The sequence below is a fragment of the Actinobacillus equuli genome (assembly GCF_900636745.1).
Classification (GTDB): domain Bacteria; phylum Pseudomonadota; class Gammaproteobacteria; order Enterobacterales; family Pasteurellaceae; genus Actinobacillus; species Actinobacillus equuli.
The window spans coordinates 1,476,213-1,499,431 of the sequence record NZ_LR134310.1 but is presented as its reverse complement, the minus strand read 5'-3'; the positions used below and the strand labels follow the sequence as shown (position 1 = coordinate 1,499,431).

General features: G+C 39.3%; 24 protein-coding genes. 8 read left to right on the top strand and 16 right to left on the bottom strand.

What is annotated here, in order from left to right; all coding sequences use genetic code 11:
- Nucleotides 1–22: 22 nt before the first annotated feature.
- The 7 genes from EL121_RS07115 to EL121_RS07085 all read right to left on the bottom strand — a co-directional run bounded on the left by EL121_RS07115 (nucleotide 23) and on the right by EL121_RS07085 (nucleotide 7,129).
- A complete protein-coding gene (locus EL121_RS07115) occupies nucleotides 23–859 on the bottom strand; it encodes a PTS mannose transporter subunit IID (protein WP_018652372.1) in 837 nt (278 codons plus the stop codon).
- 13 nt (nucleotides 860–872) lie between these two features.
- Nucleotides 873–1,697: a PTS mannose/fructose/sorbose transporter subunit IIC gene (locus EL121_RS07110; protein WP_018652371.1), complete on the bottom strand. Its 825-nt coding sequence runs from the start codon at nucleotides 1,695–1,697 to the stop codon at nucleotides 873–875.
- 11 nt (nucleotides 1,698–1,708) lie between these two features.
- Nucleotides 1,709–2,689, bottom strand: coding sequence for a PTS mannose transporter subunit IIAB (manX, locus tag EL121_RS07105; protein WP_039198730.1), 981 nt, complete (start codon nucleotides 2,687–2,689; stop codon nucleotides 1,709–1,711).
- 288 nt (nucleotides 2,690–2,977) lie between these two features.
- Nucleotides 2,978–3,070 (bottom strand): methionine/alanine import family NSS transporter small subunit, encoded by a 93-nt coding sequence (locus tag EL121_RS07100; protein ID WP_015674419.1) that lies wholly within the window; start codon nucleotides 3,068–3,070, stop codon nucleotides 2,978–2,980.
- Between the two features lie 9 nt (nucleotides 3,071–3,079).
- Nucleotides 3,080–4,597: a sodium-dependent transporter gene (locus EL121_RS07095; RefSeq protein ID WP_039198729.1), complete on the bottom strand. Its 1,518-nt coding sequence runs from the start codon at nucleotides 4,595–4,597 to the stop codon at nucleotides 3,080–3,082.
- A 370-nt stretch (nucleotides 4,598–4,967) separates the two neighbouring features.
- Entirely contained in the window at nucleotides 4,968–6,242 is a 1,275-nt protein-coding gene (locus EL121_RS07090) for an HlyC/CorC family transporter (protein ID WP_129545055.1), read from the bottom strand.
- A 92-nt stretch (nucleotides 6,243–6,334) separates the two neighbouring features.
- Entirely contained in the window at nucleotides 6,335–7,129 is a 795-nt protein-coding gene (locus EL121_RS07085; protein WP_039198725.1) for a cytochrome C assembly family protein, read from the bottom strand.
- Nucleotides 7,130–7,358: 229 nt separating this feature from the next.
- Between EL121_RS07085 and yceD the strand changes: the two genes are divergently transcribed.
- The 8 genes from yceD (at nucleotide 7,359) to yggU (ending at nucleotide 12,247) form a co-directional block, all read left to right on the top strand.
- Nucleotides 7,359–7,883, top strand: coding sequence for a 23S rRNA accumulation protein YceD (yceD, locus tag EL121_RS07080; RefSeq protein WP_039198722.1), 525 nt, complete (start codon nucleotides 7,359–7,361; stop codon nucleotides 7,881–7,883).
- A 17-nt stretch (nucleotides 7,884–7,900) separates the two neighbouring features.
- Nucleotides 7,901–8,071 carry a 50S ribosomal protein L32 gene (rpmF, locus tag EL121_RS07075; RefSeq protein ID WP_005598552.1) on the top strand — a complete coding sequence of 57 codons (171 nt, stop codon included), beginning with the start codon at nucleotides 7,901–7,903 and terminating at the stop codon, nucleotides 8,069–8,071.
- Between the two features lie 24 nt (nucleotides 8,072–8,095).
- Complete coding sequence (plsX, locus tag EL121_RS07070; RefSeq protein WP_039198720.1) at nucleotides 8,096–9,130, top strand: phosphate acyltransferase PlsX; 1,035 nt, start codon at nucleotides 8,096–8,098, stop codon at nucleotides 9,128–9,130.
- A 10-nt stretch (nucleotides 9,131–9,140) separates the two neighbouring features.
- Nucleotides 9,141–10,091, top strand: coding sequence for a beta-ketoacyl-ACP synthase III (locus EL121_RS07065; protein WP_039198718.1), 951 nt, complete (start codon nucleotides 9,141–9,143; stop codon nucleotides 10,089–10,091).
- A 47-nt stretch (nucleotides 10,092–10,138) separates the two neighbouring features.
- A complete protein-coding gene (trmB, locus tag EL121_RS07060; RefSeq protein ID WP_039198715.1) occupies nucleotides 10,139–10,900 on the top strand; it encodes a tRNA (guanosine(46)-N7)-methyltransferase TrmB in 762 nt (253 codons plus the stop codon).
- Nucleotides 10,901–10,946: 46 nt separating this feature from the next.
- Nucleotides 10,947–11,288: a YggL family protein gene (locus EL121_RS07055; RefSeq protein ID WP_039198712.1), complete on the top strand. Its 342-nt coding sequence runs from the start codon at nucleotides 10,947–10,949 to the stop codon at nucleotides 11,286–11,288.
- Between the two features lie 124 nt (nucleotides 11,289–11,412).
- Nucleotides 11,413–11,946, top strand: coding sequence for a YggT family protein (locus tag EL121_RS07050; RefSeq protein WP_039198710.1), 534 nt, complete (start codon nucleotides 11,413–11,415; stop codon nucleotides 11,944–11,946).
- A 1-nt stretch (nucleotide 11,947) separates the two neighbouring features.
- Nucleotides 11,948–12,247 (top strand): DUF167 family protein YggU, encoded by a 300-nt coding sequence (gene yggU / locus EL121_RS07045; RefSeq protein ID WP_039198707.1) that lies wholly within the window; start codon nucleotides 11,948–11,950, stop codon nucleotides 12,245–12,247.
- A gap of 58 nt (nucleotides 12,248–12,305) precedes the next feature.
- On the opposite strand, the gene EL121_RS07040 is transcribed toward yggU, so the two are convergent.
- The 9 genes from EL121_RS07040 to wbaP form a co-directional block, all read right to left on the bottom strand.
- A complete protein-coding gene (locus EL121_RS07040; protein WP_039198706.1) occupies nucleotides 12,306–13,706 on the bottom strand; it encodes a cytochrome-c peroxidase in 1,401 nt (466 codons plus the stop codon).
- A gap of 175 nt (nucleotides 13,707–13,881) precedes the next feature.
- Nucleotides 13,882–14,205: a zinc ribbon domain-containing protein YjdM gene (locus tag EL121_RS07035; RefSeq protein WP_005621693.1), complete on the bottom strand. Its 324-nt coding sequence runs from the start codon at nucleotides 14,203–14,205 to the stop codon at nucleotides 13,882–13,884.
- Nucleotides 14,206–14,360: 155 nt separating this feature from the next.
- Nucleotides 14,361–16,217, bottom strand: a complete 1,857-nt coding sequence (gene rpoD / locus EL121_RS07030) for an RNA polymerase sigma factor RpoD (RefSeq protein WP_039198704.1) — start codon at nucleotides 16,215–16,217, stop codon at nucleotides 14,361–14,363.
- A 104-nt stretch (nucleotides 16,218–16,321) separates the two neighbouring features.
- Nucleotides 16,322–18,064 carry a DNA primase gene (dnaG, locus tag EL121_RS07025; RefSeq protein WP_039198703.1) on the bottom strand — a complete coding sequence of 581 codons (1,743 nt, stop codon included), beginning with the start codon at nucleotides 18,062–18,064 and terminating at the stop codon, nucleotides 16,322–16,324.
- Between the two features lie 180 nt (nucleotides 18,065–18,244).
- Nucleotides 18,245–18,460 (bottom strand): 30S ribosomal protein S21, encoded by a 216-nt coding sequence (gene rpsU, locus EL121_RS07020; RefSeq protein ID WP_005598703.1) that lies wholly within the window; start codon nucleotides 18,458–18,460, stop codon nucleotides 18,245–18,247.
- Between the two features lie 213 nt (nucleotides 18,461–18,673).
- Complete coding sequence (gene rfbA, locus EL121_RS07015; protein ID WP_039198701.1) at nucleotides 18,674–19,546, bottom strand: glucose-1-phosphate thymidylyltransferase RfbA; 873 nt, start codon at nucleotides 19,544–19,546, stop codon at nucleotides 18,674–18,676.
- Nucleotides 19,543–20,619: a dTDP-glucose 4,6-dehydratase gene (gene rfbB / locus EL121_RS07010; RefSeq protein ID WP_039198698.1), complete on the bottom strand. Its 1,077-nt coding sequence runs from the start codon at nucleotides 20,617–20,619 to the stop codon at nucleotides 19,543–19,545. The genes rfbA and rfbB overlap by 4 nt, the downstream gene beginning before the upstream one ends.
- Nucleotides 20,620–20,658: 39 nt before the next feature.
- A complete protein-coding gene (locus EL121_RS07005) occupies nucleotides 20,659–21,747 on the bottom strand; it encodes an acyltransferase family protein (RefSeq protein WP_052190404.1) in 1,089 nt (362 codons plus the stop codon).
- A gap of 20 nt (nucleotides 21,748–21,767) precedes the next feature.
- A complete protein-coding gene (wbaP, locus tag EL121_RS07000) occupies nucleotides 21,768–23,183 on the bottom strand; it encodes an undecaprenyl-phosphate galactose phosphotransferase WbaP (RefSeq protein ID WP_039198696.1) in 1,416 nt (471 codons plus the stop codon).
- Between the last annotated feature and the right edge of the window lie 36 nt (nucleotides 23,184–23,219).

The window sequence follows — 23,219 nt, the reverse complement described above, 5'->3', positions numbered from 1 at the left end:
CGGTTTCCGTGGAAAAGCAATATTAAGCTAATGCACCTGTTGCTGCACCTAAGATACCGATAACAAAGAAGCCTACGATAATCCAAAGTGCATTGACACGGTTACGTAGTAACCACATACAAGCAAATGTTAATAATAACGGTAATAAACCTGGCATTAAACTATCAAGAATCTGTTGTACGGTTGTTGTTTGTTCCGTACCGTCTTGCATTTGAATCGTAGAAACTACAAGTGGTACATTGATGCTTGTCCATTTCTGAACTAACGCCCCCATGATAAATAAACCAAGGATTGATGCACCTTCCGTTAATTTTTGTAACAAGCCGCCACTCATATCTTGTACTACGTCTAAACCTTTTTTATAACCGTAAGTTACACCGTAGTAACGGGTCGCTAAACGAACAAGGTTAAATAATACGAAGAATAAAATCGGACCAAGGATTGAACCGTTTAATGCGATACCCGCACCAAGCGCTGCAAATACCGGACGAACCGTACCCCAGAAGATTGGGTCACCCACACCGGCAAGCGGTCCCATTAAACCAACTTTAATACCGTTGATTGCCGCATTGTCGATCTCTTTACCGTTTGCACGCTCTTCTTCCATCGCAATCGTCACACCTAATACCGGTGCAGCAACGAATGGTTGAGTATTGAAGAATTCTAAGTGACGTTTAATCGCATCTTTACGTTCTTGTGAGTTTTGATCCGGATATAAACGTTTGATAACCGGTACCATTGAGTAAGCAAAACCTAAGCCTTGCATACGTTCAAAGTTCCATGAACCTTGGAATAAGTTTGAACGACGAACAACCGCATTCAAATCACTTTTTGTTACTTTTTTGATTTCAGTAGTCATAGTAAATTCCTTCTTAGTCTAAGCGGTTGTCTAAGCCGTTATCAGCTGCTTGTGCTACCACAACTTGTTGGCTTTTGTTGTATTTAGGATGTAATTGGATGTAAAGCAATGCCATGATTGCACCTAATGCACCTAGTGCAACAAGGTTGAAATCAGTAAAGCCTGCAATAACGAAACCTGCGAAGAAGAAAGGCATTAAGTGACCCGCACGCATCATATTGATAACCATTGCGTAACCTACTACCGCAATAAAGCCACCTGCAATTTTAAGACCTGTTGTCACAACCGGCGGAATTGCATTTAACATTGTTTGTACAACGTCAGTACCTGCTGTTAACGCAACAACAAGCGCCGGGATTGCAATACGCATTACTTGAAGCATTAACGCACCACGGTGTAACCAGTCTAAGCGAGTTAAGCTACCGTCTTCGATTGATTTATCTGCCGCGTGTTGGAAACCAACGGTAATTGCACGTACTACATAAGTTAATACTTGACCTGCCGCTGCAAGTGGAATTGCAACTGCGATACCTGTTGCGATTTCTTGACCGCCAACAATAACAAGGATAGTTGAAACAACAGAAGCTAATGCCGCATCCGGTGCAACTGCCGCACCGATGTTCATCCAACCTAATGCCATTAATTCAAGCGTACCACCGATAATGATTGCATTTTTAATCACTTCCGCAGAATCCGGCGCACCTACTGATAACGCTAAACCGACTAATGTACACGCCACGATTGGACGCTGGGTTTGCCATTCATCAAGGATTGAACCTGCGCCTGAAATACAAGCGGCAAGGAACACTAAAAGAATTTGTAAGAATGAGAGTTCCATAATAATTTCCCTTAAATTAAGTTATTCTTTTTCAATAGATCCATCATTGCTTGACGGCTATCGCTTGATACTTTACGCACTTCTAATTCAACGCCTTTTGCGTCAATCGCTTTAAATGCATCAATATCTTTTTGATCCACGGCTACCGCATGGCTAACCATTTGTTTACCCTCTTTATGAGAGATACCACCTACGTTGATTGAAGTTAACGGAACACCGCCTTCAATTAACGTTAATACATCACTCGGGTTAGTAAATAATAGCATTACACGATCATCGGCATATTCAGGGTTGTTATATACACGAATCATTTTCGCAACATCAACTACGTGAGCCGTTACACCTAGTGGAGCCACACTTTTCAGCATCGTAGAACGTACTTTATCTTTAGCCACATCATCATTTACTACGATGATACGTTTTACTTTACTTTCTTTTGTCCATACGGTTGCAACCTGACCGTGAATTAAACGGTCATCAATACGAGCTAACGCAATCGTCATACGGCGACCGTCATCCACAATTTGTTGTTGTGGTGCAGGCGCTGCCTGTTGCGGTTGTGCCGCAGGTGCTGCCGGTTCTGCTGCAGCCGGTTGGTGATTTAATGAACGTACGCCTGTTGAACCAGCTTCTAACGCGACCTCAACTAATTCTTCTAGCGATTCAACATCATCACGAGCCATACACGCATTTACCAGCATTGGAATATTCACGCCGGTTACTACGTCCATATTGGTTTTGCCTTCTTGGAAACGGTTTGCCGCATTAAACGGACTACCGCCCCACATATCAACAAGGAAAAGCACTTGATCACAATGTGATAATTCGCCTTCCACCAATGCTTGATATTTACCCATAATGGTTTCTGCATTTTCGCCAGGCACGAAGTCGATATAGGCAACGTCTGACTGCTCGCCGATCAACATCTCAGTCGTTTTGAGAAGCTGCTCTGCTGCAACACCGTGGGTCGCTATGATAATAGCAATGCTCATTATTTACTCCTTAATGGGATTCTTATGAAATTTCTTTTCAAATAGAGTGAAAATCGGAGTAAATTGTAGATAAATCTTTACATAACACAAATGACATTTATTAGATTTGTGATCTAAGTCTCATTTATCTGATTTGGCTGATTAATTATTAATCATTATCATTTAAATTAATTTATTTATTAATGAAATTAATTTTCACAGATAGAACATTTTTTGAAATTTTACTGTAAAAAAAGACCGCTTATTAAGACAACAAGCGGCCAATTATTTACTTATTTTTGTGAATTTTTATTCTTTTGGTAAGCGTTTAACCGCAAAAGCTAATCCGCCCCAAATAATCACGAGCGCAATGCTCATCATAATAATTGCTGGAGTACTCATACTCTTCTCCTATTCGTTTTCCGGATTAAATTCCGTTTCGTTATGCCATTTTAAGCGAGACAGAATAAACGCTACGATAACCAACGCAACTGCCATGCCCCAACCGAAGCTATTCACAAACCAACTCGGATAACCTTCGTATCCTTCGTTAAACACTTTGATCGCTTCACTGAATAACATAAAGGCTAATACCCCAGTGGTAACTACTACAGATAAACGCCAGAACGTGCCAACCTTAATTGATGAAGTTTTATTGATATGGTGACCAAGCGTACTGAGCTTACCTTTTGCCACAATCGCCACTAACGAAGCAAAGGCTACCGCAACAATACCGAAGTTATTAACAAATTTATCCATCACATCCAACATCGGTAAGCCAGTTGTGGTACCGAATAACACCACAGATACCACCATCATTGGTAAACCAACAATAAATGTTGAAGCCACACGACCAAGTTTTAATTTGTCTTGAACTGCGGCAATAATTACTTCAATTACTGAAATGAAAGAAGTTAACGCCGCAAAGGTTAATGAACCGAAGAACAACACGCCAAGTAATGTCCCCATTGGTGCTTCATTGATAATCGTCGGGAAAGCAAAGAACGCTAGACCGATACCGCCTTTCGCCACTTCACTCACTTCCTGACCGGCAGCGGTTGCCATAAAACCTAATGCTGCGAATACCCCGATACCGGCTAATACTTCAAAACTTGAGTTGGCAAAGCCTACCACCATACCCGTACCGGTAAGATCCGCATCTTTCTTCAGATATGAAGAATAGGTAATCATGATACCGAAGCAAATTGAAAGCGAGAAAAAGATTTGGCCATACGCTGCAATCCATACGCTCGGATCGGCTAATTTCGTCCAATCCGGTGTAAATAACGCATTTAAACCTTTCGCTGCACCCGGTAAAAATAACGATGAGATTACCAACACAATAAACATGATAACCAATACCGGCATCAAAATGCTTGATGATTTTGCGATACCTTTCTCTACCCCTAATGCCAATACGATTAAAGCAATAATCCATACGGCAATAAGCGGGCCAACTACCATACCCACAAATTCAAAGCTGATACCATTTGCGATATCACCCATTTTTAAGAATTCGCCGACAAAAAAATCAACCGGTTTATCTCCCCACGCTTTAGTCAGAGAAAAATAGGTATAAACGGCCGCCCAACCAAGCACCACAGCATAATAAATACCGATAATCACATTTACTAATACTTGCCACCAACCAAATACTTCAAAATGACGGTTTAAACGGCGGAATGACAATGGCGCCGCACCACGGTGGCGATGACCGATTGCAAAATCTAAAAACAATAACGGAATACCTGCGGTTAAAAGCGCTACGATATAAGGAATAATAAATGCACCACCGCCATTTTCATAAGTGGTATAAGGGAAACGCCAAATGTTTCCTAAACCAACGGCAGAGCCGATGGCTGCGATAATAAAAGCATTACGGCCGGAAAACGTGGCTCGTTTTGCTGAAGTTGCGTTGCTAGAAGACACGAGAGACACCTCAAATGTTAAATTTTAAATACATTAGTTTTATTTAGAATCAAAGAAAATCGGTTGCGAATAGAGATCGCAAGGACGAGAAATATGCCGAAGAATTGTTAAGATGTAAAGAGAATAAAATAAAATTTAGACGTGATTTTTTAGAGTTTATCAGTGATTTAAACTAGAATGATATTATAAATTTAGCATATTCATCTAACATCAATATAGATTCAGATATTTATATAAATTCATTGTTAAATTTGTAGCACAACTGTTTGAATTTTATTAGCTTAAAAAACAAACTAAAATAGGACAGCTATACAAAATAAACAAGCGGTCGATTTCGCAAAAAATTTTACCAAATCGACCGCTTACTGGTTTAGTTTTCTTCTGATGTGGATATTGGCTCAACTTTCGCTTGTTTTACCATATTGTCTGCCACTTCCAACACCGTCACTTTTAAATTATTCAGTTCAAATTGAGTGTCTTCATCCGGAATCTTTTCAAGATGTTCCAAAATTAAGCCATTGAAAGTTCGCACTTCATCAACTGGCAAATTCCAACCGAACAGCTTATTCAGATCGCGTAAATTTGCCGAGCCTTCAATAATGACCGAACCATCCGATTGTTGCTTCACTTCTTCTGCCAAACTTGGAGCAGTTGAGGTGGTAAATTCACCGACAATCTCTTCCAAAATATCTTCTAAAGTGACTAAACCTTTAATATCACCATATTCATCTACCACTAAACCAATACGTTCTTTATTGGTTTTAAAATTCATTAGCTGAGTCGTCAAAGGCGTACCTTCCGGAATAAAGTAAACCTCATCCACTGCTCGAATCAGTGTTTCTTTACTTGGTTCGTCTTTTTCCAACAGTAAGCGGAAAGCTTCCCTTACACGCAACATACCGAGTACATTTTTATCCATATTGCCTTTATAAAGCACCACTCGGGCGTGTGCCGCATGGTTTAATTGACGCATAATTGATTTCCAATCGTCATCAATATCAATACCGCCAATGTCGTTGCGGGGCACCATAATGTCTTCGACCGTCACTTTTTCCATATCTAAAATGGAAATTAACATCTCTTGGTGCTCGGTCGGAATAAATTTTCCGGCTTCTAAAACCACACCGCGTAATTCTTCCGCACTCAATCCTTTATTTTCATCTTTTTTAACGCGTAATAATTTCATTAAAGCACTAATGATTAAATTCATTAAAAATACTAACGGCATTAATAATTTTTTTAACGGTGTTAAGATATAACTAGCAAAAAATCCGATTTTTTCCGGGTAAATCGCCGCAATGGTTTTCGGTAAAATTTCTGAGAAAACCAGCATTACAAAGGTCAATGCACCGGTTGCAATCGCCACACCGGCATCACCGGCTAAACGCATACCAATCACCGTAGCAATCGCAGAAGCGGCAATATTGACTAAGTTATTACAAATAAGGATAAGACTGAGTAATACATCCGTCTTGTTGAGAAGTTTTTCCGCAAGTTTCGCCCCCTTGTGACCGCTTTCGGCAAGGTGACGCATTTTATAGCGGTTGAGCGACATTAGCCCTGTTTCAGAACTTGAGAAAAATGCAGAAAGGAATAAAAGAATTGCGAGTGAAATAAAAAGAGTACTCAGGGGAATACTGTCCAAAATAAAAGTCCTATATAAATGAATAATTAAGCGGTCAAATTTGAAAAATAATTTGCAAAAAATGCCGAAAATCCGACCGCTTCCGCTCGTGATTAAGAAATCACATGACTACCGAAATAACCGATAGTCAATAATATTGTACCTAAAATCGAATAAATTAGCACCCGATTTCCACGCCAACGGAATTTCCATTGTCCGAGTAATAAAATCGTATAAACGATCCAAGCGATAAAAGAAAAAATCGCTTTATGAATTTGCTCTGGCGCAAAGAAATTATGCAGATAAATCATGCCGGAAATTAATGTTACCGTCAGCATCGCCTGTGCCGCTAACGTCAAAGTGAAGAAATGACGTTCAACGGTCATTAACGGTGGCAACATACTGCAAAATACCGGTTTTTTGCTTTTCAGTTTTTTATCTAACCATTTTAGCTGTAATGCATAAAGCAACGCTAAAAAGAATAAAGCATACGAAAATAGCGCAATACCTAAGTGGAATACTAAACCCGGATTATCCGCTAAGTTTTTAATAAAATTCCCTGTCGCAAAACTTGACACCGCCACGCTGCAAATACCAAAGGTATAAACGACCATAAGCGGAAACCAAATCGTTCTCCAACGAGGTAACGCCAGTGTCGCAAATGCACTGAGCAAGAAGCTCATCAACGAATTGACATTAGAAAGCGAAAAGTTTTGTCCGTTCTCAGTTGAAATAAACGCTTGAGACAAGCTAATCGCATGAAATAACACAGCAAGCAAACCGATGCCAAAGACCGCTTTAATATTCGGCTTTTGGTTATTGGCTTGGTTTTCTAAATTGGCTACGGTCGGAGCCACCCATAATAAAGCGCCTAAATAAGCAAGGATCGCCAGAATAGCAGATAACATTATTGTCCCGTGTTTAACGTAAAATAAGAATAATTTTCAGCTAGATGATAAAAGTACCAGTTTTATGTCTTTTTTGCTATGGTTAGTGGTCAAATTACCTAGAAAAAATTAGCATAATTTACCTTATGTCAAACCCGAGTGAGAGATTCATTATCAATCCGGACATATTTTAGAAAAATCCGATTTTCTCTTTGACTATTTTGCTTTCTATCTGTAATATGCACACCCTATGCAAAAGGTAAAACTACCCCTCACCATTGACCCATATAAAGACGCACAGCGTCGAATGGATTACGAAGGCTACATTTCAAGTAGTCTCCTTAGTCGTTTGGGTGAATCTGTGAGCAATGTGCTAAGCGATGCACAAGTTACTCTCTCGTTATATATCGATCCACAACGCTTAACCGTCATTAAAGGTATGGCTAAAGTTGAGGTGGAATTTGATTGCCAACGATGCGGTAACCCGTTTACACAAACACTCGACTGTTCATTTTGTTTCAGTCCAGTGTCTAATATGGATCAGGCGGACAATTTGCCCGAAATTTATGAACCTATCGAAGTAAACGAGTTTGGTGAAGTAAATTTACTAGATATGATTGAAGATGAGTTTATCATCGAATTACCTCTAGTCCCGATGCATAGTGAAGAACACTGTGAAGTGTCCGTGAGTGAACAGGTGTTTGGCGAATTGCCTGAAGAATTGGCGAAGAAACCTAACCCGTTCGCTGTATTAGCTAATTTAAAGAAAAACTAGATCTAGGAGTATAGCCAATGGCTGTTCAACAAAATAAGAAATCTCGTTCACGTCGTGATATGCGTCGTTCACACGATGCATTAACAACAGCAGCAGTTTCAGTAGATAAAACAACTGGTGAAACTCACTTACGTCACCACGTAACTGCTGACGGTTACTACCGTGGTCGTAAAGTAATCAACAAATAATCTCGGTTAGTTTCGAGGTATCAGTTGAATCGTCTAACCCTTGCGTTAGATGTGATGGGCGGGGACTTTGGTCCCCGTGTTACTATCCCTGCATTATCTCTAGCATTGGCAAAAAATCCGATGCTATCTTTTATACTATTTGGCGATCAACGCCAAGCAAGTCCTTTTCTGAATGTTCTCCCTAACGATCAGCTAAAACGTATTCAATTTGTCCATACGCCGCATACTATTGATGCAAATCTTCCTTTTATGCAAGCATTGCGAAAAAGTAAAGGAAGTTCTATGCGTTTGGCATTAGAAGCGGTCGCCAATGGTGAAGCACAAGGGTGCATTAGCGGTGGAAATACTGCTGCATTAATGGGCTTAGCTAAAATATTAATAGAACCGCTACCGAATATTGAACGTCCGGCTCTTGCAACGCTCATTCCGAGTATGGACGGAAAATCTAGCGTGATGCTTGATTTAGGTGCTAACGTTGAAGCGGATGGTGATTTACTTATCCAGTTTGCCGAAATGGGAAATATTTTTGCCGAAGCGATGTTAGACTTAGTCTATCCACGTTTGGCACTATTGAATATCGGTGTAGAAAATAGTAAAGGTACTCAGACCATTCGTGACACGGATAAACGTTTACAGCAACGAAATGATTTAAATTATATCGGTTTTCTAGAAAGCGATAAGCTGATGAATCATATGGCGGATGTCATTGTGTGTGACGGTTTTACCGGAAATATAGCCCTAAAAGCGGTGGAAGGTGCGGCAAAAAATATTCTTTCACTACTCAAGCGCTCCTCTGAAGGTTCTTTTATTTGCCAAAGTGCTAAACGTTATTTATTACGAGTTATTTTTTATCGTTCTTATCGGAAATTGCAACAAATCAATCCGGATCGCCACAATGGGGCAACCTTACTAGGATTATCTTCTGTGGTTGTAAAAAGCCATGGAGGAGCAAGCGCTAATGCATATTTTTATGCAATTGATCATGCAATTGGGCAGATCCAAAAGCAAATTCCTGATAAAATTTCGCAAGGTTTAAACAAATTACATCAAAATTTATAGAGAACAAAATATGTACAGCAAAATTTTAGCAACAGGTAGCTATTTACCTGCTCAAATTCGTACTAATGCTGATTTAGAAAAGATGGTTGATACTACCGATGAATGGATCTTCACCCGTTCTGGTATGAAAGAACGCCGTATTGCTGCTGCAGATGAAACTGTTGCAACGATGGGTGCGCAAGCAGCTAAAAAAGCACTAGAAATGGCGAAAATTGATCACAATGAAATTGATCTCATTGTAGTTGGTACCACAACTAATTCACACGCTTATCCAAGTGCAGCCTGCCAAATTCAAGGTATGTTAGATATCCAAGATGCGATTGCATTTGATGTTGCTGCCGCTTGTACGGGTTTTGTTTATGCATTAAGTGTTGCTGATCAATTTGTACGTACCGGAAAAGTAAAAAAAGCGCTGGTAATCGGCTCTGATTTAAATTCTCGCGTATTAGATGAAACTGATCGTAGTACCGTGGTGCTATTCAGTGATGGTGCGGGAGCAGTCATCCTTGAAGCAAGTGAAGAGCCGGGCGTCATTTCCACTCACTTACATTCTTCTTCTGATACTGAGTATATGCTGACATTACCGGCACAACAGCGTGGTAATGAGAAATCCGGCTTTATTCAAATGCAAGGGAACGCAACCTTTAAATTAGCGGTCGGTCAACTTTCAAGCGTGGTAGAAGAAACACTCGAAGTCAATAACTTACAAAAATCGGATTTAGACTGGTTAGTGCCGCATCAAGCGAATATTCGTATTATTGCCGCAACCGCTAAAAAACTCGAAATGGATATGTCGCAAGTGGTATTAACTGTTGAGAAATATGGTAACAATAGTGCGGCAACCGTTCCTATTGCGTTAGATGAAGCGGTTCGTGACGGACGTATTCAACGCGGTCAATTATTATTACTTGAAGCATTTGGTGGCGGTTGGACTTGGGGTTCTGCCCTTGTTCGTTTTTAACCAAAATCGTCTCTAACAAGCGGTCAAAAAAGATAGAATTTTTACAAATGTCAGAAAAACAAACTTTTGCAGATAAAAAACGTAAAACCGTAGAACAAGCCGAATTCACTGAAGACGGTCGCTATCTCCGTAAAGTGCGTAGTTTCGTATTACGTACCGGGCGTTTGAGCGATTACCAACGTGACATGATGAATAACAACTGGGCGAATCTCGGTTTGGATTATCAAAACACGCCTTTCAATTTTGAACAGATTTTCGGTAACAACAATCCGGTTGTGTTAGAAATCGGCTTCGGTATGGGACGTTCATTGGTTGAAATGGCGGAACAAAATCCGGATCGTAACTACATCGGTATTGAAGTGCATACACCGGGTGTTGGCGCTTGTATCGCTTATGCATTAGAAAAAGGTGTAAAAAACTTGCGTGTGATTTGCCATGACGCAACAGAAATTTTACGTGATGCGATTGCTGACGGAGCATTAGGCGGTTTACAACTCTATTTCCCAGATCCGTGGCAAAAAGCGAAACACCATAAACGCCGTATCGTACAGCCGGAATTTATCACTCGAGTGCTAACTAAATTAGGTGATAATGGTTTTATCCATTTCGCAACCGACTGGGAAAACTACGCAGAACATATGTTGGAAGTATTACGTCAATTCGAGAAAGAATTACGCAATACTTCGGCAACCAATGACTTTATTCCACGCCCGGATTTCCGTCCTTTAACCAAGTTTGAAGAACGCGGCCATCGTCTTGGACACGGTGTGTGGGACTTATATTTCGTTAAACAAGCACAATCGGTTTAACGATTGATTTTAACTATCCATTCTCATTAAATAAGGGGAGATACAAATGGCTATTCAGCGTAACGCGCGTCAGCGTAAAAAAATGCACTTAGCAGAATTCCAAGAATTAGGCTTCTTAGTAAAATTCCAATTTGCGGAAAACACAGGTATTGATCAAATTGATTTAACCGTAGATCGTTTTATCTCAGAAGTAATCAAACCAAACGGTTTAGCTTATGAAGGTAGCGGTTATTTACATTGGGAAGGTTTAGTTTGCTTAGAAAAATTAGGCAAATGTGATGAATCTCACCAACAATTAGTAAAAACTTGGTTAGAAAACAATGGTTTAACTCAAGTTGAAGTAAGCGATTTATTCGACATCTGGTGGGATTATCCGGTTCAAGGCTAATGTTTTAGCAACAAGCGGTTAAATTTTGCAAAAAAATTGCAAATTCCGACCGCTTTCTATCATGAGGGCGGGTGTATTCCCGCCCGAATAGTTTATAGAGATATTTTTTATAAGAGGAAGATAGATGGAATTTCTAGCCCCGGTTCTTTCAATCATTATTGGCTTTTTTAGCTTTGTATTAATTTTGCGTACTTGGCTTCAATTTTGCCGTGTTGATCCCTATATGCCGTTATCCCAATCCCTTTTACGCCTTACTTCACCCTTAGTGAATCCGGTAAGTAAAGTGATCCCGACCGTAAAACACATCAATTTTGCCGCATTACTGATTGCGTTGCTATTGCTTGCATTCGAGAAATTTGTGTTAGGCGTACCCGTTGCAATGGCAGTATTAGCTGGCTTACTCGGCGTGGTTAAAACCTTCGGTCAAATTCTGTTTTTCACCACTTTAATTCGTGCCTTAATGAGTTGGGTCACACGTGGCGATCACCCGTTAGATTATATGGTGGCACAAATTACCGAGCCGGTATTAGGCTTTATCCGTAAATTATTACCGCGTACCGGTATGTTAGATTTTTCGGTGATGGTACTCGGGTTCGGCTTAATTCTGCTCAATAACCTTTTCTATCGCGTATTTGGCGTACTTTGGGCGATCGCTTAATATGAAAGCGGTAGAACGTATTGAAAATCCGCGTGGCATCCGCCTGCGGATTTTTTTACAACCAAAGGCAAGTCGCGATCAAATTGTCGGTTTACACGATAACGAACTCAAAATTGCGATTACCGCACCACCGGTCGACGGTGCGGCTAACGCGCATTTGCTGAAATATTTGAGCAAGTTATTCAAAGTGCCTAAAAGTAGTATTGTGTTGGAAAAAGGCGAGCTACAGCGGCACAAACAATTGTTCGTACCGGAACCCAAATTGCTTCCGAAGGAAATCGAAGCATTGCTGAATAAATAAAAAAACGGTGGGATGTTTGCAAAGTTTTGCAGAAATCCCACCGCTTGTTTATGTGAAATTATTTCACTTTTTCATTAGTTAGCAATTTGCCTTTATATTCACCGGTTAGTGATTCTAAGAAAGCAACTAACTCATTAAGCTCCGTATCAGAGAACTGTTTATTGCTTTGGTAAATACCCATAATGCGAACCGCTTCTTTTAAGTCTTTCGCACTTGCATCGTGCATATATGGTGCAGTTAACGCCACGTTACGTAAAGTCGGCACTTTGAAACGGTGCATATCACTTGGATCCTTAGTTACCGCATAACGACCGTGATCCGCTTCCGTTAATTCCGTACCGCGATCTTTGAAGTAATCGCCGTATAAGCCCATATATTCAAATGATTGTCCGCCCATTGCCGTACCGGTATGACAGGTATCACATTTCGCATTTTTGAAATGCTCATAACCACGTTTTTGTACGTCAGTTAACGCATTTTGTTCACCTTTTAAGAAACGGTCGAATGCACTATTTGGTGTGATAAGCGTTTTCTCGAATTCACCAATCGCATCGGTCACATTTGCTTGATCAAGATGTGGATAAACCGCAAGGAAACGTTGCATAAAGTCTTCATCTTTGCTCAACTTAGCCAAAATCTCATCCCAAGTTTTTGACCCCATCTCAACCGGATTGGTTGGAGGACCACCCGCTTGATCTGCTAATGTTTTCGCACGGCCGTCCCAGAATTGCCATTTATTAAACGCCGCATTAAATACAGTTGGTGCATTAATACCGCCTTTTAAGCCATGAATTCCTTCCGATACCGGTAAGTTATCCACCCCACCCTGCGTTAATTGGTGACAAGTATGACACTGGATTGAGCCGTCATCAGATAAACGTCCGTCAAAATAAAGTCCTTCACCTAACGCCACTTTATGCGGATCAGTGGCAAGTTGCTCAGGAATCGGTTGGACTAAACGTGTTGCATCTGCCCCTTCCGCTTTTGGTAAAAAGTGTGCTTGGCGCTGTGCGGTAATCCAATCCAAAATCACTTTCTTCTGTTCCGCATCCGGACGAGCGCCCCAGTGAACATGAATATATTTCGCAATCGGCATTTCATCATTGCGAATAACTTGCTCCAACTTAGCCAAATCAGCTTCTGAAAGTTTGCTTGGATCTTTCATTCCTTCAATTAAACGGTCAAAACGGAAAAAGCGAGTCCCTTTTTCAATATCTGCTGCCATCATTTGGCTTGCGATAGGTAATTTTGAATAAGCAGGTAATTCTGCATTTGGTGTATGACAGTATTGACAGCCATTTTCAAACATCACACCCGCAACGGCTTGATGTGATTCAGGTAATTCGGCTGCAGCAAGTAATTTAGGCGCTTGTTCTTTATCGAACCAATACGCATATCCCACAAGTGAAAAATAGCCAATGCCAGCTACGGCTAAGGCTGAAAGTAAATATTTTTTCATATTAGTCCCCCATCAGAAATATGAAATCTTATTATCCCTAAAAAAGACAGAATATTATTTGAGTTTAATCAATAGTTTTAATCTATAAAATCTATATCAATAATATGTATAAACTATAAAATAAAAAAACGCCCACCAAAGTGAGCGTTTAAAATAAGCAAAATTTAATAAGCAATTAAGCTTTTTTCAAGAATTCCGATTTCAACATAATTTTGCCACAATCAACATTGTGGTCACCGTTTACTAAGCGGATATTTTTGAATTTAGTTCCTTTCTTCAGTACTTCTGACGAACCTTTTAATTTTAAATCTTTGATTAAAAGAACATCATCACCATCAGCTAATAAATTACCGTTACTATCTTTAACGATTAACTGATCTTCATCATGCTCTTCAACTTCCTCACCCGTCCATTCATGTGCACAATCAGGGCAAACGAATTGAATTGAGTCATGGTAAGTATTTTCGCCTTTACATTGTGGGCAAGCTGGATATGTCATAAAAGTAAATCCTTAATCTGATAAAAAACCGTTATTTTATAATGAAATGCTATAAAAAGTAAGCCTGTGCCTTGTAGCCTAGGCGGGCAGCAATTAAAACCGATAAAAGAAAAATGCCCAAACTTCTTATAGTTGGGCATTTTCTAGTTAATTTATTAGTCGTCTAAGAAACTACGTAAAGTTTCTGAACGGCTTGGATGACGAAGTTTGCGTAACGCTTTCGCTTCAATCTGACGAATACGTTCACGTGTTACATCAAATTGTTTACCAACTTCCTCAAGAGTGTGGTCAGTATTCATATCGATACCAAAACGCATACGTAATACTTTCGCTTCACGTGGTGTTAAGCCTTCTAACACTTCATTGGTTGCGATACGTAAGCTTTCCGCCGTTGCAGAATCTAACGGTAATTCAAGACTTTCATCTTGAATAAAATCACCTAAATGTGAATCGTCATCATCACCAATCGGGGTTTCCATTGAGATTGGCTCTTTCGCAATCTTCAATACTTTACGAATCTTATCTTCCGGCATTCCCATACGTTCCGCTAACTCTTCCGGAGTCGCCTCACGTCCCATTTCTTGTAAACATTGACGAGAAATACGGTTAAGTTTATTAATCGTTTCGATCATATGCACCGGAATACGGATTGTACGCGCTTGGTCTGCGATTGAACGAGTGATCGCCTGACGAATCCACCATGTTGCATAAGTCGAGAATTTGTAACCACGACGGTATTCAAACTTATCTACCGCTTTCATCAAACCGATGTTACCTTCCTGAATTAAATCTAAGAATTGTAAACCACGGTTGGTATATTTCTTCGCAATAGAGATTACTAAACGTAAGTTAGCTTCCACCATCTCTTTTTTCGCACGGCGAGCTTTTAACTCACCATTTGCGATACGACCGCCGATTTCACGAATTTGCGCCACAGTCAAACCGGTGTTTTGCTCCATACGCTGTAAGTTGGCGATATTGACACGAATTTGATCAACATAGTTAGCCAGTTTCGGCGCTGCGCCTTTTTTCGCATTAATCGCTTTTTCAATCCATTCTTCCGAAGTTTCGTTACCTTGGAATAATTTCAAGAAATCCGCCTTCTTCATTTGCGCATATTCAACCGCATAACGTTGAATCTGACGTTCTTCCGCACGCACTTGCTTCATCATTTTTTGCATTGACTCAACAAGTAGATCAAATTGCTTCGGCACTAAACGGAACTCACGGAAAATATCTGAAAGTGCTTGAATATGTTCTCTGGATTTTTTATGGCCACGACCGTGCTTTTGAATCGCTTGTAGCGCTTTTTCATGCTGTTCACGTAGCGCATAGAATTTTTCACGAGCTAACTCAGGATCAATCGAGTTATCATCACCCGTATCTGCGCTGCTATCGCTTTCTTCGTCTTCACTCTCATCATCCACATCGGCAACTGCTTCCGCATCTTCATCATCAAGCACAGCTTCTAGATCTTCTACCGTTGCTTCTTCTTGCGCATTCGGATCAACAAACGCCGTCACTAAGTCGGACAAACGCATTGTGCCTTCTTCAACTTGCGCATAAAAGCCAATTAATTCAGTTAACGCTTCCGGATATTCTGCAACCGCACATTGCACTTCATTGATACCTTCTTCGATACGTTTTGCGATATCAATTTCGCCTTCTCGAGTAAGTAATTCCACCGTACCCATTTCACGCATATACATACGTACCGGATCAGTCGTTCTGCCTAATTCCGATTCTACGGTTGAAAGTACTTTAGTCGCTTCTTCCACGACATCTTCATCAGCGATATTCTCTGCGAGCATTAACTCGTCAGTATCCGGGGCGGTTTCTAATACCTTGATCCCCATATCGTTGATCATTTGAATAATATCTTCGATCTGCTCCGCATCAACCAACTCTTCTGGTAAGTGGTCGTGCACTTCTGAAATGGTTAAATAACCTTGTTCACGCCCTTGGGCAATCAGAAGTTCTAATTGAGATTGCTGTTCTAATTGTTGTTCCATAATTGTATCCGTTTTGTGTGCGAGCAAAAATAGTGTTGGATTATACCATTAATTGCGATTTTCTTGATAGTTTTGCAAAAAATTTCTTAAAAATGACCGCTTAATTACTGTGCAATTAACATCACCAACTCTTGCTTTTCTTCTGCATTTAAACCTACTGTACGATCTTTAGCAATCAATACTTCGATCCGTTTTTCCACTAATTTCGCATAAAGAAAATCAAGCGTTTCAATAAAGGTACTTTCAATATTTTCCGGTGTTACCAGATGATCCCAATTCGCTAACAGCTCAAGAGTGCGATAATTCGGTTTATCTCGCCAATGTTCAAGTAATGCGCCCATTGAGACTCCGACTTTTTGTTGGCAAACATCAACCAGTTCCAGTAATAACTCAAATCCCGGCTCATCCAACGTTTTGAGAGCAGAAATATCCGGTACAAATTTAACCAATTCAGGGTTTTGCAATAATAAAGCAACGAGTAGACGCATTGGTGTTCGCTTAATTTGCAATGTTTGTGCCGCCGGTTTCTGTACGGATTGTGCTCGACTTGGCAACATTGCCTCTAATTGTGCCGGATCTAAAATGCCTAATTTTTGCCCGAGAATATTACGTAAATAAACACGCAACATTTCCCCCGGAATACGGTTAATCAGTGGCACTGCCAGCGCTGCCAATTTCGATTTACCTTCTTTGCTAGAGAGATCAACCTGCGCAATCAACGAATCAAACAAAAAATCACTAAGCGACATTGCATTTTGCAAATATGCCTCAAAGCCTTGCTTACCATGCACTCGTACAAAACTGTCCGGATCTTCGCCATCCGGCAAGAAAATAAATTTCAGCTGACGCCCGTCATGCAAATACGGCAGCGCATTTTCAAACGCTCGCCATGCTGCTTCTCTTCCGGCTCTATCACCGTCGTAACAACAGATCACTTGTTCTGTAACACGGAACATTTGCTGTATTTGTTCGCCGGTAGTTGCCGTACCAAGTGAGGCCACCACGTTATCTACCCCGAATTGCGCCAATGCGACCACATCCATATACCCTTCGACCACAACCAGTGAGGTAGGGTTTTCATTCTGTTGTAAAGCTTGGAATAAGCCGTATAGTTCATTACCTTTATGGTAAGTTGCCGATTCCGGCGAATTCAGATATTTAGGTCGCTCATCTCCCATCACTCGCCCACCAAAGGCTATCACACGTCCGCGTTTATCACGAATCGGGAACATCACTCGATTGCGAAATTTATCATAAATTCGACCGCTATCATTTTGCGTAATCATGCCCGTATCAAACAATTTTTGTACTTCATCACGATTCGTGCCGAATTTGCGTAATACGGAATCCATTGAATTATGCGCAAAGCCAATCTCAAAACGAGCAATGATTTCTGGTGACAATCCACGGCTTTGTAAGTAGCTTTGGCTAGGAATATCTTGAGTTAAGTTTTGTTGATAAAACTGACTAATCGCTTCTAACAGCTCATATAAATTACGTTTAGTTTTATAACTCGCCTGAGGCTTGCCGTCACGAGCGATCACATTTTCACGTGGTACTTCCAAGCCCTGCATCGCAGCAAGTTCTTCAACCGCCTCCGGAAATTCCAGTTTATCGTAATCCATCAAAAAGCTAATCGCATTACCATGCACACCACAACCAAAGCAGTGATAAAACTGTTTAGATTGACTTACGGTAAACGAAGGACTTTTTTCGTGATGAAACGGACAACAGGCTTGATAATCTCGCCCTGCTTTCTTGAGTTTGACTCGGCTATTGATCAGCTCAACGATGTCGGTACGTGCAACAAGATCATCAATAAACGAACGAGGAATTGTGCCTTTCATTGATTCTCCTTGTCATAATGGCAAGCGGTCAAATTTGCGTTAAATTTTGCAAAAAATTATGAAAATTTGACCGCTTATTTACTAATAGGTTACATAGGTGGGTTCACTAAAAACACTAAAACCGTGATTCCAAAAGGTTTCACGGTTTTAGTTAATTTAAGCTAAATAGCAAACTGCTAATTAGTATAAACGAGTGTTACGTGCATTTTCACGTGCATTACGTTTAGCATGACGTTTAGCTAAAGATGCTTTTTCACGTTTACGAATTGTTGTTGGTTTTTCGTAGAATTCACGAGCGCGAACTTCTGCTAATAAACCTGCTTTTTCGCAAGAGCGTTTGAAACGACGTAATGCAACGTCAAATGATTCATTTTCACGAACTTTAATTACTGGCATATGCCATCACCTCAGGAAATATATGTTTAAATAAAGTCGCACATCAATTTTTGGCGACATAGAACTAAAAAAGGTAGCGTATTTTACCGCAGCCAGCCTTTAAAGTAAAGGGTAATTTCACCTAGAAAATGGTTCAAAACTTACTATTTTTTCAACTATTTTTGTTCATTAACTCGATCATAAGGCTTTTAGGATCTCTAAATGATCCTAAAATCACCTGCCTGTCTGAACTAATCGCAATAAATATTGCCCATAGCTATTTTTCGCCATCGGTTTGGCTAACGCTTCAACTTGCTCGGAGCTCAACCAATTATTACGCCAAGCAATCTCTTCCAAACAGGCAACTTGTAGGTTTTGCACATGCTCAATCGTTTTCACAAACGAAGCCGCCTCATGCAAACTATCGTGCGTACCGGTATCCAACCAAGCAAAACCTCGTCCAAGTAGCTGGATATTTAAAGATCCGTCCTGTAAATACATTTGATTAATCGAGGTTATTTCAAGTTCACCACGCTCTGACGGCGTGACTTTTTTGGCGAAATCGATTACTCGATTATCATAAAAATATAAACCGGTGACCGCCCAATCTGATTTTGGTTGAAACGGTTTTTCCTCAATCGAGAGTACACTGTAGGCTTGATCAAATTCTACCACCCCGAATCGTTCAGGATCTTTAACTTGATAACCGAAAATTGTCGCACCATGTTCACGCCCAGCAATTTTACGTAATGTCGGCGTAAAGCCCTGGCCATAGAAAATATTATCTCCCAAGATCAAACAAACGTTGTCCGTACCGATAAAGTCTTCACCGATTAAAAATGCCTGCGCTAAACCGTCCGGGCTTGGCTGGATAGCATAAGAAAGTTGAATACCGAAATCAGATCCATCTCCTAATAAGCGTTTAAAACTCTCATTATCTTCTGGTGTGGTAATCACCAAAATTTCTTGGATCCCGGCTAACATTAACACCGATAACGGATAATAGATCATCGGCTTATTATATACCGGCAGTAATTGCTTAGAGACGCCTCGTGTAATCGGATACAAACGCGTACCGGATCCGCCGGCTAAAACGATCCCTTTCATGATTCCTCCCTCAGCCCTAAACGCTCACGGTTATATGTACCATCTAAAATCGCTTGCCACCAATCTCGATGCGTTAAATACCATTGCACCGTTTTACGTAACCCCGATTCAAATGTTTCTTGCGGCTGCCAGCCTAATTCATTGGCAATTTTACTCGCATCAATCGCATAGCGAACATCATGCCCCGGTCTATCGGCGACATAAGTAATTAAATCTTCATATTTTTCTATGGTGTTTGGTTTAGTGGGGACAAATTCTTCTAATAACTGACAAATCGTACGCACAACTTCAATATTTGTCTTTTCGTTATGACCGCCAATATTATAGGTTTCGCCCACTTTACCTTCGCACACTACTTTATAAAGCGCACGCGCATGATCTTCCACAAATAACCAATCTCGAATTTGTAAACCATCGCCATAAACCGGCAACGGTTTACCTTCTAACGCATTTAGAATCATCAGTGGAATTAGCTTTTCCGGAAAATGATAAGGACCATAATTATTCGAACAATTCGTGACGAGTGTCGGTAAGCCATAAGTACGAAACCAAGCTCGAACTAAGTGATCGCTTGCTGCCTTCGAAGCTGAATACGGACTACTTGGTGCATAAGGAGTTTGCTCGGTAAATAGCTCTTTCACACCATGTAAATCACCATAAACCTCATCTGTTGAAATATGATGAAAACGAAAAGCGACCTTTTTAGCTGCACTTAAACCGTTCCAATAACTACGAGCCGCCTCAAGTAAAGTGTAAGTACCAATAACATTAGTTTTTATAAAAGCCGACGGCCCGTCAATCGAGCGATCAACGTGACTTTCCGCCGCAAGGTGCATAACTGCATCCGGCTGATATTTGCAAAAAAGTTGCGAAATTCGACCGCTATCACAAATATCAACTTGCTCAAAATGGTAACGTGAACTCTTACTCACACTTTCCAATGAAGCAAGATTACCGGCGTAAGTCAACTTATCCACATTCACAACACTATCTTGCGTATTTTGGATAATATAACGAATAACGGCGGAACCGATAAAACCGGCCCCGCCTGTGATGAAATATTGTTTAGACATAATTAATCATCATAAGATCATTTTCTTTATCCCAATATTTTATGAAGTATACTTTACTCGTAGTGACATAAATGGCTTCTCAATAAGAGTAAACGTTAACCATGCAATCATTGCAACAATCGTGACTTTCCATGAAAATGCCATAATAGAATCAATTAATGTCGTTGGAGAAGCAAGCCCAAACATTCTATTTAACATATCAACAATAGGTAGATGCAATAAATAAATAGAAAAACTTAATTCTCCTAACTTAGCCAATAATTTATCCATAAATGAAGAATTAAACAAATTCATTGATAAATAAGAAAGAATCACCCCTCCCCAGCAAATTGCTTCTATAGTAAAAGATAACGTATTCTTTTTACCGAAATAAGCCATTAGAACCAGTAAAGAAACCATCATTAAACATAATGAAAAGATATTCTTATTCTTAAATTTTTCTATAAAGCAACTCTTATAAATAACCGCAAAAATCATTCCAATAATAAACTGGTCTAAACGGCCAATAATTGAATGATATAAGTTATAATAAACGCCACTACCTTTCAAAATAAATAAATTATATTTAATCAGCACTATTAAAACCACTAACCCAACTAAATATTTAACTCCATATTTTGATAAAAATAATGCTAAAAACGGAAATAACAAATAAAACTGAAACTCAACACCAATGGTCCAAATTGGACCACTAGGATAAAACTCGTGCCCCCAACCGGTATATTTATGACCTGTATTAAGTTGTAATGTAAGAATTCTAAATATATCCATTGGTGTTGAAGTTTGCCTACTTACAGTAATTACTATAAAAGTAAGTAGAATCATCATCGGAAAAATTCTCAGAATACGATTATATATAAATCCCGAATATTTAATCTTTTTATGACCATTATCACTAATAATACAAAATAAAAATCCTGTTAATACAAGAAATAAGCTCACTCCTGTAGAACCATTAAAAATCCAATTCTTTATAAAATGACTAACTGATAGAAAAGCCCCCGGAAATCCAAAATCCTCAGGAGCTAATGTGATTTTTCCTTTGATATGGGTAAATACAACAAGTAAAGCTGCGAAAAACCTTAAATGATCTAACCTAGTCATATAATTAATATTCAATGATTTCATAATGTAATTAAATTCCTTTCCTAGTAAGCTCCATTACGGTTTAAAACAACATTTACCGTTTTAAATAAAATAGCAATATCATTCCATAACGACCAATTTTTGACATACCAAGAATCAAAATAGACACGAGTATCATAATCTACATCATTACGTCCGCTTACTTGCCATAAGCCTGTCATGCCAGGTTTAGCCATAAGATAATAATCCACATCTTGATCATAACGTTCTAACTCATCTTTGATAATTGGTCTAGGTCCGACTAAACTCATTTCTCCTTTTAATACATTAAAGAGCTGAGGCAATTCATCCAGGCTTGTTTTACGAATAAATGCACCAACTTTAGTAATTCGAGGATCATTTTTTAGCTTAAAATCTTTTTCCCACTCTGCCCTTGCTTCAGGGTTTGTAGCTAGTAACTCTTCTAATACCTCTTTAGAATTTACAACCATAGAACGGAATTTTAAACAATCAAAAGGCTTACCATTCTGACCAATTCGACGATGACCATAAATCGCATTCCCGCCATCTTTCTTAATCAAGAAGTAAAGTGTGAGTAGAACAGGTGAAAGTAAAATAATAATTGAAATAGAGCCGACAAGATCCATCATTCTTTTTAAAATACGAGAAGAACGCTTTGCAAGATTGTTATTTATACGTAGCAATAACATCTCATGGCTAAATAAAAATGACATATCTGTACCATATAATGGGATACCTCTCATATTTGGAATAACAGACACCGAACGACATTTATTTTTGGCTAAGTATCTCAACCAAAAATCTAATGTAGATTCATTATCCAAAGCTAAAATAAATTGTATATTTTCTTTATCGATATCCAACAATTTTAATAAATCTTGCCCTTGTACATTAATAATAGAAACACCATTTATCTCATCTTCTTTAATACTATCCGAAGAAACAAAATATCTTAGATTAAACCCTAAATAAGTTTCATCACTTAAGGCTTTATATACTTCTTTTGCATTTGCTCCTGTCCCAATAATAACTGTATCTTTCTTATACCCACCAAACTTAATTAAAGATTTCTTTAAAAATATTCTTATAATCGGTGTTAGAAAAAAAATAATGGACCAAGTTAAGATCCAAAATGTTCTTGAAACATAAAGTTTTGATAATGCAATAATAGATAATTCTATTACAAAGAAAATTACTAATGTTCTAAGTATTTCTTTCAATTCAAACCAAAACGGTTTTCGATAAGTATAATGACGTAATCTAACCCAAAACCATCCTACACATACCAAAGCTGTAGATAAATGAACCATCACATAATTATCTACATCTTCAATAGGAAAGTAAGTCTGCCCCTCGCCAAAGAAAAAAAGTAGATATAGCGCAATAAAAAGCGAACAGAAAAATGATATAAAATCACCACATAAAAGTAAAAACTTACTTAATGTCACTTTATTCATAAGAAACCTTTATTTATTTTTAGAATAAACTCTCTT

Bases quoted from the DNA above. Each gene is read 5' to 3' on its own strand.
- EL121_RS07115 (WP_018652372.1), bottom strand. From the start codon at position 859: ATGACTACTGAAATCAAAAAAGTAACAAAAAGTGATTTGAATGCGGTT.
- EL121_RS07110 (WP_018652371.1), bottom strand. From the start codon at position 1,697: ATGGAACTCTCATTCTTACAAATTCTTTTAGTGTTCCTTGCCGCTTGT.
- manX (WP_039198730.1), bottom strand. From the start codon at position 2,689: ATGAGCATTGCTATTATCATAGCGACCCACGGTGTTGCAGCAGAGCAG.
- EL121_RS07100 (WP_015674419.1), bottom strand. From the start codon at position 3,070: ATGAGTACTCCAGCAATTATTATGATGAGCATTGCGCTCGTGATTATT.
- EL121_RS07085 (WP_039198725.1), bottom strand. From the start codon at position 7,129: ATGTTATCTGCTATTCTGGCGATCCTTGCTTATTTAGGCGCTTTATTA.
- yceD (WP_039198722.1), top strand. From the start codon at position 7,359: ATGCAAAAGGTAAAACTACCCCTCACCATTGACCCATATAAAGACGCA.
- rpmF (WP_005598552.1), top strand. From the start codon at position 7,901: ATGGCTGTTCAACAAAATAAGAAATCTCGTTCACGTCGTGATATGCGT.
- EL121_RS07065 (WP_039198718.1), top strand. From the start codon at position 9,141: ATGTACAGCAAAATTTTAGCAACAGGTAGCTATTTACCTGCTCAAATT.
- trmB (WP_039198715.1), top strand. From the start codon at position 10,139: ATGTCAGAAAAACAAACTTTTGCAGATAAAAAACGTAAAACCGTAGAA.
- EL121_RS07055 (WP_039198712.1), top strand. From the start codon at position 10,947: ATGGCTATTCAGCGTAACGCGCGTCAGCGTAAAAAAATGCACTTAGCA.
- EL121_RS07050 (WP_039198710.1), top strand. From the start codon at position 11,413: ATGGAATTTCTAGCCCCGGTTCTTTCAATCATTATTGGCTTTTTTAGC.
- yggU (WP_039198707.1), top strand. From the start codon at position 11,948: ATGAAAGCGGTAGAACGTATTGAAAATCCGCGTGGCATCCGCCTGCGG.
- EL121_RS07040 (WP_039198706.1), bottom strand. From the start codon at position 13,706: ATGAAAAAATATTTACTTTCAGCCTTAGCCGTAGCTGGCATTGGCTAT.
- EL121_RS07035 (WP_005621693.1), bottom strand. From the start codon at position 14,205: ATGACATATCCAGCTTGCCCACAATGTAAAGGCGAAAATACTTACCAT.
- rpoD (WP_039198704.1), bottom strand. From the start codon at position 16,217: ATGGAACAACAATTAGAACAGCAATCTCAATTAGAACTTCTGATTGCC.
- dnaG (WP_039198703.1), bottom strand. From the start codon at position 18,064: ATGAAAGGCACAATTCCTCGTTCGTTTATTGATGATCTTGTTGCACGT.
- rpsU (WP_005598703.1), bottom strand. From the start codon at position 18,460: ATGCCAGTAATTAAAGTTCGTGAAAATGAATCATTTGACGTTGCATTA.
- rfbA (WP_039198701.1), bottom strand. From the start codon at position 19,546: ATGAAAGGGATCGTTTTAGCCGGCGGATCCGGTACGCGTTTGTATCCG.
- rfbB (WP_039198698.1), bottom strand. From the start codon at position 20,619: ATGTCTAAACAATATTTCATCACAGGCGGGGCCGGTTTTATCGGTTCC.
- EL121_RS07005 (WP_052190404.1), bottom strand. From the start codon at position 21,747: ATGAAATCATTGAATATTAATTATATGACTAGGTTAGATCATTTAAGG.
- wbaP (WP_039198696.1), bottom strand. From the start codon at position 23,183: ATGAATAAAGTGACATTAAGTAAGTTTTTACTTTTATGTGGTGATTTT.